9 protein-coding genes are annotated in these 11604 nt (G+C 27.0%); 1 reads left to right on the forward strand and 8 read right to left on the reverse strand.

Features of this window, described 5'->3' with window-relative positions:
* Positions 1–192: 192 nt before the first annotated feature.
* Genes Q4E08_RS10505 through Q4E08_RS10530 form a run of 6 tightly spaced genes read right to left on the reverse strand, consistent with a single transcriptional unit; the run spans position 193 to position 7861 of the window.
* A complete protein-coding gene (locus Q4E08_RS10505) occupies positions 193–807 on the reverse strand; it encodes a hypothetical protein (protein ID WP_303130777.1) in 615 nt (204 codons plus the stop codon).
* Between the two features lie 43 nt (positions 808–850).
* Positions 851–4099: a type I restriction endonuclease subunit R gene (locus tag Q4E08_RS10510; RefSeq protein WP_303130778.1), complete on the reverse strand. Its 3249-nt coding sequence runs from the start codon at positions 4097–4099 to the stop codon at positions 851–853.
* Between the two features lie 24 nt (positions 4100–4123).
* Positions 4124–4363 carry a hypothetical protein gene (locus tag Q4E08_RS10515; protein WP_303130779.1) on the reverse strand — a complete coding sequence of 80 codons (240 nt, stop codon included), beginning with the start codon at positions 4361–4363 and terminating at the stop codon, positions 4124–4126.
* 26 nt (positions 4364–4389) lie between these two features.
* Complete coding sequence (locus Q4E08_RS10520) at positions 4390–5697, reverse strand: restriction endonuclease subunit S (RefSeq protein ID WP_303130781.1); 1308 nt, start codon at positions 5695–5697, stop codon at positions 4390–4392.
* Complete coding sequence (locus tag Q4E08_RS10525) at positions 5687–7204, reverse strand: class I SAM-dependent DNA methyltransferase (protein WP_303130783.1); 1518 nt, start codon at positions 7202–7204, stop codon at positions 5687–5689. The genes Q4E08_RS10520 and Q4E08_RS10525 overlap by 11 nt, the downstream gene beginning before the upstream one ends.
* 54 nt (positions 7205–7258) lie before the next feature.
* The gene (locus Q4E08_RS10530) at positions 7259–7861 is read right to left on the reverse strand and encodes a helix-turn-helix domain-containing protein (protein ID WP_303130784.1); all 603 of its coding nucleotides are present in this window, start codon (positions 7859–7861) and stop codon (positions 7259–7261) included.
* Between the two features lie 266 nt (positions 7862–8127).
* Here Q4E08_RS10530 and Q4E08_RS10535 point away from each other — a divergent pair, with 266 nt between their 5' ends.
* Positions 8128–9333 (forward strand): PucR family transcriptional regulator, encoded by a 1206-nt coding sequence (locus Q4E08_RS10535; RefSeq protein ID WP_303130785.1) that lies wholly within the window; start codon positions 8128–8130, stop codon positions 9331–9333.
* Between the two features lie 332 nt (positions 9334–9665).
* On the opposite strand, the gene Q4E08_RS10540 is transcribed toward Q4E08_RS10535, so the two are convergent.
* Together Q4E08_RS10540 and Q4E08_RS10545 are read right to left on the reverse strand one after the other, a co-directional pair.
* Entirely contained in the window at positions 9666–10592 is a 927-nt protein-coding gene (locus tag Q4E08_RS10540; RefSeq protein WP_303130786.1) for a DMT family transporter, read from the reverse strand.
* A 46-nt stretch (positions 10593–10638) separates the two neighbouring features.
* Positions 10639–11394, reverse strand: coding sequence for a creatininase (locus Q4E08_RS10545; protein WP_303130787.1), 756 nt, complete (start codon positions 11392–11394; stop codon positions 10639–10641).
* Between the last annotated feature and the right edge of the window lie 210 nt (positions 11395–11604).

Consider the following 11604-nt stretch of genomic DNA (forward strand, 5'->3'; position numbering starts at 1 on the left):
TCTGCCAGAAGGTGCTGCTTTCTTTGCCCAATGTGCAACTAGATATTTAGAAAATGCAAGTAAGAATAAATAGAATATATAATTCATTTAAGATTTAAGTTATCTTAAAAAATTTAAATGATATAAAAAAATAAAACTATAAAGCATTTTTGTGCTTTATAGTTTTATTTTTATTATATAATAGTGCTAATCTTAAAAATAATATTTATTATTTTTAATTATCCAAAAACATATACTAACCTCTACCCCAAAAGCACGTCCAGCATTTACAGTAAAATATCTTATTTCATTACTTTCTTGTATAAATTCTTTTCTTATTATACTATCTAGATTTTCGATTAAAATTTTACTATCTTCTATATCTGATATATGCTTATTTATCAATCTATAATATTTAACATAATCTTTAAATTCTTTATTTGGAACTTTATCAATATGAGTTGCTATTATTATCTCATATTGATTTGTTTCTTTTGTTACAAGTTCCCTGTTTTTATAAAAATCCTTTTTTATTCCACTTATGTACCCCTTCATATCTATTGAATCAAATGTATACATAGATTTTAATTCTATTATATCTTTAATAATATGATCTTTAATGATTGCTAAATCTATTCTAGAATTTACACCCTTAGGATTATATTCTCTAGATATAATATAATTATTGTCTTTTCTATAAAGTTCATAGGCTATTCTATCTCTTATTTGTAATTCATTTTTTCCTGTCATTGAAAGATATGCAAGTTCGTTTTCTCTAAAAGAGTTCATACTTTCTCTTATTACTTCCACTAATTTATTTATATTCATTATTTTTAATTCCTTATTTTATTTATTAATCTATGGGTTTATTTTAAACCCTATACTCTGCAATATTTTTTGTTACCATATCTAATTGTTCTACATCAGCATTTCCACACATAAGTTCTGCTTGTCTTAATACAATTTCTAATGCTTTCTTAGATTTATCTGGTGGATAATCATATTTTTTTAATAGCCTTTTTATTATCTTCCTCATACCTGCTTGGGCACTTTTTTTAATACTCCAATCAATAGATATATTTCTTTTTATTGCAGATGTTAACTCATGTGCAATTTTTTTTAATGTATCATCTGTCATAAACTCTTTTACTGCATCATCAGCTGTTAATGCATCATAAAAAGCAATTTCGTCTGTACTTAATCCTAACTCTTCTTCTCTTGTTTTTATATTTTTAAATTCATGAGCCATATTTATTAATTCTTCAATTACTTCTGCATTTGTTATAGCTTGATTTCTATATTTATTTAGAGTTTTCTTTAGCTTCTCAGAAAATTTTTCTGACTTAACTAAATTAGTCTTTTCCATTGTTTTTAAATTGCCTTCAAGTAATTTTCTTAACATTTCAGCTGCGAGATTCTTTTCTTTCATAGCTTTTACTTCTTCTAAAAATTCCTCTGAAAGAATCGAAACATCTGGTCTTTTTATACCTAACGTATCAAATACATCAATAACTTCTTCTGATATTATTGATTTTTCAAGTAATTGATTAACTCTAGCTTCCATTTCTTTTTTTGATTTTTTAACTGCACCTTTTGAATCTAATTTTACTAAACTTGCTTTAACTGCTTTAAAATAACTTATTTCTAAAGCATTAGCCTTTCCTTCATCAGTTGCAGCACATAATGCATGAGCTTTTGCAAGTTCTGTAGCAAACTGTTTAAACTCCTTTTGTTCTTTTATATCAAGCCCTAATACAAAGTTCATACCTGTTGTTATAGCTCTTATTCTCTTAGATTGAGAATCTCCCATATATCCTGTATAATCCAAGCCATGTACCATATCTCTTAATATTTCAAGTTTTTCAAGCATTACTGCAATAGCTGCTGAAGTATCAATTCCAGTATTATTTTTATCACTATCTGTATATTGCTTTAGTGCCTTTTTAAGACTTTCAAGTATTCCTATATAGTCAACTACAACTCCACCACTCTTGTCTTTAAATACACGATTAACTCTTGCAATAGCTTGCATTAAATTATGCCCCTTCATTGGCTTATCAATATACATAGTATGCATTGATGGAACATCAAATCCTGTAAGCCACATATCTCTAACTATAACAATTTTTAATTCATCACTATTTTTCTTCATTCTTTTTGCTAAAGTATCACGTCTTTGTTTTCCACCAATGTGAGCTTGTATTCTTTCATTATCAGCAGCACTGCCTGTCATAACAACTTTTATTTTTCCCTTATTTATATCATCTGAATGCCAATCTGGTCTAAGCTTAATAATTTCATCATAAAGAGCAACACAAATTTTTCTGCTCATACATACAATCATAGCTTTGCCATCAATAGTTTTTGACTTTTCTTCATAATGATTTACTATATCTTCTGCAAGCTTTTTAACTCTATTTGGAGCACCAACAACAGCTTCTAATCTTGACCATTTACTCTTATATTTTTCCTTTGCATTATCTTCTTGACCTTCTGTTATTTCTTCAAATTCCTCATCAATTTCTTCAATAACATTTTCGTTAGTATCAAGTTTAATTATTCTATTTTCATAATATATTTTTACAGTAGCTCCATCTTCAACAGCTCTTGTCATATCATAAATATCAATATAATTACCAAAAACTGCTGGTGTTGATTTATCATCAAATTCTATTGGTGTTCCTGTAAATCCGATAAATGTAGCATTTGGAAGTGCATCTCTTAAATATTTAGCATATCCATACTTAACATCACCTGTCTTTGTATCTGATTTAGCTTCAAATCCATATTGACTTCTATGTGCTTCATCAGCCATAATAATAACATTTCTTCTATCTGTTAATACTGGCATTTCACCTTCTTCTGGCTTAAACTTTTGGATAGTTGTAAATATAATTCCTCCTGACTCCCTATCATTAAGCAAGTCAAATAATCCATTAATTTCCTTTGAATTATCCTTAGCCTTTACATTACTTTTCTTTTGTTCTTCAGAAAGCTTTCTTACATTTGCTTGTTTTGGAGTTTGTCTTAAAATATCAGAAGATTTAGCAAAAGTTCCAAATAACTGATCATCTAAATCATTTCTATCTGTTAATACAACTATTGTAGGGTTATTTAAGTGCTTTACAAGTTGTGCTGCATAAAATACCATTGAAAAACTTTTGCCTGAACCTTGTGTATGCCAAACAACTCCAGCCTTTTTATTTCCAGAAGAACTACAAGCAACTTTAGTTTTTTCTACTGCTTTTTTAACTGCAAAATACTGATGATATCCTGCAAGTATTTTAATGGTTGTTGATTTTTCACCTATTTTATTTCCTTTTAAGTCATACTCATCTTCAGATGATACTTGAAACAATAAAAAGTTTTCTACTATATCAAGTAAACGCTCCTTAGATAACATTCCCCTTAACATAACTTCATATTGTGGAACATCTAAAGATTCAATATTTTCTCCATCAATACTTCTCCAATTCATAAATCTTTCTTCATTAGAAGTAATAGTGCCAGCCTTTGCATTTATTCCATCTGATAATATACAAAATGCATTATAATTAAAAAGACTTTGTATATCATTTTTATATGTTTGGATTTGATTATAAGCTTCTTCAATACCAACATTTTCATCAGTGGCTGATTTAAGCTCAATTACTACTAAAGGAATACCATTTATAAATATAATTATATCTGGTCTTCTTTCTTCTTTTTCAACTATAGTAAATTGATTTACTGCTAAAAAATCATTTTTATTTATATTTTTAAAATCTATAATATAAGCTTTTTCTGTTTTACTTTCTCCATCTTTAATAAATGAAACATCAATTCCTTCTATTAATAGTTTGTGAAATTCTTTGTTGTTTTCTATTAATATTGGACTATTAAAATTTATTATTTTTTTGTAAGCTTCATCTAAAGCTTCTTCTGGTAAATTTCTATTTATACTGAATAAAGCATCTTTAACTCTTTGCTCTAAAATTACATCTTTATAATTATTTCTCTCAGGACTATAACCATCATAAGCAATATCTGGTCCAAAAGCATAACTGTAACCTAATTCTTGAAGTATTTCTATTGCTGCTTCTTCTAAATGGTCCTCTCTGAAATTTTCAAATAAATTCAAATCCCAATCCCTCCTTTTTAATTTCTATATCTTTATAAATGTAACACTCTCACCTAATTTAATGTCTTTTGTATTATATCCACTTTGTAACCAACTTTTTGCTTGAACGTGTCTATTATCATTATTTCCCCACCAAGCATTTGTTGTATAAGCTGTATTTGGTAATTTAAATCCTAATATATCCTCAATTTGCTTTATTGTTAATGTTAATTTTTCTTTTCTGCAATTACTTAAATATTCATTCAATAAATCATACTTACTCATCTCAAATACCCTCCTATATAATTTCTTTAATTATCTAAAGGTACTCTTATTTCACCTGACATAAGTTTTGGTAATAATGTATCTCTACTGATAGCTAATTTTTCATTTTCATAATTATTGTTATTAATTCTATCTAATATTATAGTCATTATTTTTTCAAACCTATCTCTTACATTTTTTCCCGGCAATATGAATTTATATTTTACTAAATAATTTATTTTCATATTAGGTCTTGTTGAAGTTTCTCCTGTTATCTTAGATATATAATCTGTAAAATCTTTATAATTCATTACTTGATATATAAAAATTGGATTAAAATTTTCCTTTATCTTTAATCTAATTAAGCCATTATTGTAAACAGCCTCCAAATCCTCAAATATAAGTGTATTTAATCCAATTGTAGCAGTTCTTGTTACTAAAATATCATTCTTTTTTAAAGAAAACTTTTTATAATCTTGCTTGTTAATTTTACAATATCCCCATCTACTTATATTCCTTTTATTAGATATGTCTCCAACTCTTACACATTTAATTCCGGTATCGTAATCTACAATAGGTGCTCTTCTTATTGCATCTGCTCCTGTATTAGCTGATAAAACTACATTCTCAAGATTTGTATAACCCCATCCCCTAGGAATCATCCCAAACTCACTTTCAACCATTTCTCCACCACTACTTTTATATGGTTTACCCTCTTCATTTGGAAATTCAAAATCAACGAACCATTGTTTAAAAATAGCTTGAGCCATTTCTTCTAATTTTTTATTTATTTTATTGTTTATTTCTATTTTTTCATCTAAATCAGATAATATTTTAACAATTGCTTTTTGTTCAATGATAGGTGGACAAGGAACCACGATATTAGATATTTCTCCTAAGTATAGACATTTTTGAACAGATCCTTTTATCATTCCATTACATTGCCCGAGAAATTTTCTATCTTTAGTAATATAGTACATAAATTGCGGAGCAAACTTTTCAATATCTGGCCTTATTATTGCTACACTTCTCTGAAGCTCATAGTTAATTACTTTCTCCTTAATAATTGCTGATTCACCTATAGTTCCTACTGTTGTTAACAATATATCATTTGTTTGAAGCCCAGTTCTTTTTCTTAGTTTATTTAAGGTATCTAAATCGATTAATCTTTCTTTGTTTCCTAATACAACATTTCCATCTTTTATATTTTTACAACTTAATAAATAATAATCACCTTCTGGATTGTCTTTAACAGTACTATGTGTACCGTCAGTTATTTTTGTAGTACACTCATTTAATTTATAAAATGTCCATTCTTGTGGAAGTCGTCCTATTGGACTTTCACTAAAACTCATATCCAATTCCCCCTAGATTCTTTCTTATTTCTTCCTCTAGGCTTCTTGATTTTTCAAATAGTTCTCCTAGTTCCTTTGTTAAAGTTTCCATTTTTTCTTCAAATGGTATTCCATCATCTTCTTGTTCTTCTATTCCAACATATCTTCCTGGAGTTAATACATATTCATTTTCTCTTACTTCGTCTAGTTTGGACGCTTTACAAAACCCTTGAACATCCTCATATTTTCCATCAATATTTCTATAATTATGATAAGTATCTGCTATTTTATTAATATCTTTTCCGCTTAATTCTCTATGTCTTCTATCTACCATTGTTCCTAAGTTTCTTGCATCAATAAATAAAATTTCATCTTCTCTTCTTCTAAACTTAGAATTATCTTTTTTATTTCTATTTAATATCCATAATGAAACTGGTATACCTGTTGAATAGAATAATTTATCAGGTAGAGCTACTATAGCATCAACAAGTTTTGCTTCTATTAAATTTTTTCTAATTACTCCTTCGTTAGAAGTATTTGAAGATAAAGCCCCATTTGCTAAAACTACTCCAGCAACTCCATTTGGGGCAAGGTGATATACTATGTGCTCAAGCCATGCATAGTTTGCGTTACCTTCTGGTGGTACTCCATATTTCCATCTAACATCTTCTGTTAATTTATTTCCACCCCAATCACTAATATTAAACGGAGGATTTGCAAGTACATAATCTGCTTTTAATGTTTTGTGTAAATCATCATGGAAAGTATCTGCTTGGTGTGGACCTATGTTTCCTTCAAGTCCTCTAATTGCTAAGTTCATCTTACATAACTTCCAAGTTGTAGCATTAAGCTCTTGTCCGTAAATTGATAAGTCATCTATTCTTCCTTGGTGTTCTTCAATAAATTTTTCACTTTGGATAAACATACCACCAGAACCACAGGCTGGGTCATATATTCTACCTTTGTATGGCTCTATCATTTCTACCAACGTCTTAACAACACTTGTTGGAGTATAGAATTCTCCCCCACCTTTTCCTTCTGAACTTGCAAATTGTCCTAAGAAATATTCATATACTCTACCTAAAAGATCTTTTTCTCCATTTTTATGAAGTTTTATAATAGAAATTAAATCAATAAGTTCTCCAAGTCTTCTTTTATCAAGTTCTGGTCTTGCATATCTTTTATCAAGAACACCTTTAAGTGTTGGATTTTCTTTTTCTATAAGAATCATTGCATCATCAATAATTTGTCCAATCTTAGGATCTTTTGCATTATCTTTTATATAATCCCATCTTGCTTCTTTTGGTACCCAGAAGATATTTTCTGATTCATATTCATCTCTATCTTCTTCAAATCCATCTCCCTCTTCTATTAATTCTTGATATTTCGTTTCAAATTTATCTGATATATATTTCATAAATATAAGTCCTAATACTACATACTTATATTCTGCTGAATCCATACTTCCTCTTAATTTATCTGCTGATTTCCACAGAGTTTCTTCAAAACCAATATTTGCTGTTGACATATTATTTTCCTCCAAACATTTAATTATTAAATCTAATTTATTAATTCTTAATTTTTAAAAATTATTGTCATCAAAAACTTCAAATATTTCACTTTCAAATTCAGCTTGCTCTTCTCCAGTTGTTATATTATCTGGTAATAATTCAAGATAATGAGCCAATGCCTGAATAGTTTTATGAACTATTACTTCTTCCTGAGCTTTTTCTAATATTTCTGTTATAAGTTTGTATGTATCAATATAAGGGTTATTGTCTACTATTTCTAAAGCTGATTTAAATTTATTTATTATCTTTGCTTTTTCAATATTTCTTTCTAAAGAATTTATTTCTTCTTTATCATAAATAGGTCTTTTGACCATATTATTTATTTCATCTGTTACATATACTAATTGTTGCTTTTTTATAATTGGATTTAAATCTCTTTTTAATTTTTCTTTTTGTATTTCTAGTTTATCTATTTCATCTATATTTTTATTAAAGTATTCTTTGTTTATACCAAAGTATTCTTCTAAAATTGGAATGTATTTTTTAGGAATTTTTTGTTTTCCTTTAATCCATAAATTAATATTTTGTTTTTTTATTCCTAAATACTCTGCTAGTTCTATATGCTGTATATCATATAAAGTTAGTATATACTCTAAACCTATTATTGATATCACCTCACTTTATTCATAACATTTTATTGTCTTAGTCAATATATTTATATTGTAAGATATTTCTATATTAATCGTCAATAAATATAGAAAATTAACTTTTTCTTATTTTTTGTTTTTTATCTATTGCAATTTACGGGCTTTAGCCTATTGTAAAACATTTATGTGATTTAGTACTAAACACTACATAAATTAAATAACAATTAACATGTTTATAAAAAAATAGTAAAATAAATAAAGTAGAATGAAATGGGATAAAAAGGAGTGACCTTATGAGTTTTTGCTGCAAGGATTTATTTCAGCTTAAATATTTTTCAAAGGCAAAGCTACTAGCTGGACAAAATGGATTAAAAAATCAAATTTCTTTGCCTTATGTACGTACAACCGAATCTATTTCAGAATGGCTTTATGGCGGGGAACTACTTTTTGTTATTTATAATGAAAATGATGAAAACCTTTTATTGCTTATTGAAGAATGTATTTTCAAAAAGCTTTCTGGTATTGTTATTTTAATTGATGAAAAAGATATAAGTAAAATATCAAAAGAAATGATAACTAAAGCTAATGAAGCTAATCTTCCCTTATTTATAATGCCATGGGGTATTAAATTAATTGATATTATACAAGAAATTTTTCTAAAGATTGAACAAAAAAGAGAAGAAAAAAAGAATGGAAAGCATTTTCTTGAATCACTTCTTTTTTCACAAGATCAGTTGCATGAAGATATTAATGGTTTGGCTGAATTTTATAATATAAATTTAAGACCTTATCATTATATTTGTATATTTAAAATTAAAAAATTATCAAATACTCATCACGCTTCTGAAAATGTTACTAAACATATAATGAATTCTTTAGATGAAGGTTTAAATGAAAAAAATTATACTTTATTACATATGGAATATGCCAATCACTTAATGAGTTTAGTATTTGCTAACAATTGTGAAGATGCAAAAAAATCTTTAGAATATATTGAAGATATGTTTAAGGTTGCAAGTTCTAGATACTCTGAAAATGTAGAAATGAATTTAAGTTTTAGTCGTATAAGGGAAAGTAATTCTGATATTAAAATTAGTTATAAGGAAGCTTGTAAAGCTCTTTCTATGATAGGTATTTATAATAATGAGTCAAATATTATTAAATATAATGAATTAGGCATTGTAAGGTTATTTATTGAACTTGCTGAAACTAAAGATATTGAGCAATATTGTTATGAAAATCTAGGCCCTATATTAGATTACGATAAAAATCATGGAATGGACTTAGTTGGAACTTTAAAATGTTATTTTAAAAATAATAGACATTTAGTTAAAACTTCTCAAGAGCTTTTTATTCATAGAAATACTTTACTTTATAGATTATCAACAATAAAAAATCTTTTGCAAAGAGACTTAGATGATGCTATGACTGATTTAGAGCTTTTTAATAGTATACTTATTTATGAATTTCTTAATTTACAAAATAAATTATCACTTTAACTAACTCTAAATTAAATATATTTATTCATAAATCAAACTTAACTTTAAGCTTAACTTATACCAAAAAGGTAAAACTAATTATAATATAAGATTAATTTAATAATATAAAGCTTAAGTTAGCTTAATTTTTTAAATTAAAGGGACTATATCAAAATTATAATTTAACTTTGATATAGTCCCTTATTTATTTTGTCAATTTTATTATTTAAAATTATAACTATTTAAAATAAGAATGTACAAAAGTTTTTATTGGCTTATAAATTTCATTATTTTTATTTATAATATATAAAAATAGTAAGAGTAGTAAACTGAATTTAACTTTTTATTTTATATTAATTTGCAACTGGTTCTTTTACTTTTTTAGTTTGTTGTACTTTTTCTTTTGCAAAAGATAGTATTAATACTCCTGCAAATATTAATGTACATGCAATAATTTTCATTAACGTTATTTTTTCTCCTAAAAGTATTGCTCCAAAAATAACACTTGTTATAGGTTCAAATGTACTTATAACAGCAGCTTCACTCGCTCCAATATGTTTAATACCAACTTGTAATAATGATAATGCAACAACTGTGCATAAGAATGCAAATATTGCAGATAATCCCCAAGCTTTAGGTGTTAATGTTGAAAAAACAAGTTCATTTGTAATCATTCCGTATATAAACATACCTATTGATGATGAAATTGCTACATAAAATGTTATTTTAAATGGTGGTTCACTTTTTAAACCACTTTTGTCCATAAATATAATATAGAATGCATAAAACATACCAGATGCTACAGCTAAAATTAATCCTATTAATGTACTAGCTCCAAGAGAAGCTGATGTTAATGCTGTAATAAAGAAACATCCTATACCAGACATTGCAATAATTAATGCTAAAACTTTTTGTTTGCTTAATTTTTCGTGGAAGAATATTACACAACCAAGTGTTACGAATATTGGATAAGTAAAGTGTATTGGTGTAACTATTCCTACATCTACATAAGCAAAAGCCATATTTAACATTAATGTTGTTATTGCGTTTCCAACAAAACCGAGTATCATTAAATCTTTAAGTTGTTTTTTTGTTACCTTTAAGTTTATTTTTAAAAGCAAAATAATTACTAATAAAAATGGTAAACTTAAAAAGTTCCTTAAAAATGTTAGTGTTACAGGGTTGCTTCCTTCAAGACCATAGGTCATAGGGCCTAATGTAAAGGCAAAACCAAAGGTAATTGAAGATAGCATTGTTAAAATAATTCCTTTTGTTTTCATAATAATACCTACTTTTTATTAATTTTTTTCAAGTACTATTTAAACATTAATTGAAAGCTTCTTCAATAATTTTAATAATATTTGGGATAACATCATCAACAATTATTTTTCCTCTTTCAGCTGATGATGATTTAGCTGATGCAAGTATTCCAGTTTCAGGAACTATTCCCTTTTCTATTGGATATTTATAATAAGTTGCTGGGCTTGCATTTTCTGTATCCATAATTTTATCTTCTCTTACAAGCTCTGGTGCAAAATACATCATTAATGATGTTTCTGTAACAGCTGCATGTTCTAGAGCCCAACCTGGGAATGGTACTTCATCAAAAACTTTATCAATTACGTCAGGTGACATTGGATCCCACCAGTTAGTAAGAAGTATTTGAACTTTATCTCCATATTTTGCTGAACATAAATCCATAGCTTCTACAATAAATGCTTCATTTTCAAAGTGAGCACTTAATATAAATATTTTCTTAAATCCATCACGGACAAATTCATCAATTATATCCATTACTAATGCTTGTAATGTAGCTCCATTTAAATCTATTGTTCCTGGGAATAATGGACCACCACCACTTAATGGTTTTGATTTATATCCATATGAAAGTGCTGGAGCAACTACCCCATTTATTTTTTCAGCAATTCTGTAAGCAAATCCATTGGCTAATACTGTATCTACGCAAGTTGGAAGATGAGGTCCATGTTGTTCTGTTGAACCTATTGGTAATATAATTACATCATCTTTTTTCTTTGCGAATTCTTGCCAAGTCATGTTTTCCATTTTTACGTTTTCGTACATAATAAAGTCCCCTTTTCTCGTATAGATATTTTAAGCTTATTTTAATTAATGTTGATTTTTAGCTAGCTTCCTAAAAACATTTTAAATAAATAAGTAGGAATTTAATGTTTTTAATGTTTATAAAGAGTTAAATAAATAATCAAATTGAATGTTGCTAAGAAACCAGCTAAAAACAAAAATTATAAAAGAAACAGCTTATTTAAAATTTTA

Source organism: Clostridium sp. (assembly GCF_030532265.1).
Lineage (GTDB): Bacteria > Bacillota > Clostridia > Clostridiales > Clostridiaceae > Clostridium.

Bases quoted from the DNA above. Each gene is read 5' to 3' on its own strand.
- Q4E08_RS10535 (WP_303130785.1), top strand. From the start codon at position 8,128: ATGAGTTTTTGCTGCAAGGATTTATTTCAGCTTAAATATTTTTCAAAG.
- Q4E08_RS10545 (WP_303130787.1), bottom strand. From the start codon at position 11,394: ATGTACGAAAACGTAAAAATGGAAAACATGACTTGGCAAGAATTCGCA.
- Q4E08_RS10540 (WP_303130786.1), bottom strand. From the start codon at position 10,592: ATGAAAACAAAAGGAATTATTTTAACAATGCTATCTTCAATTACCTTT.
- Q4E08_RS10520 (WP_303130781.1), bottom strand. From the start codon at position 5,697: ATGAGTTTTAGTGAAAGTCCAATAGGACGACTTCCACAAGAATGGACA.
- Q4E08_RS10525 (WP_303130783.1), bottom strand. From the start codon at position 7,204: ATGTCAACAGCAAATATTGGTTTTGAAGAAACTCTGTGGAAATCAGCA.
- Q4E08_RS10505 (WP_303130777.1), bottom strand. From the start codon at position 807: ATGAATATAAATAAATTAGTGGAAGTAATAAGAGAAAGTATGAACTCT.
- Q4E08_RS10515 (WP_303130779.1), bottom strand. From the start codon at position 4,363: ATGAGTAAGTATGATTTATTGAATGAATATTTAAGTAATTGCAGAAAA.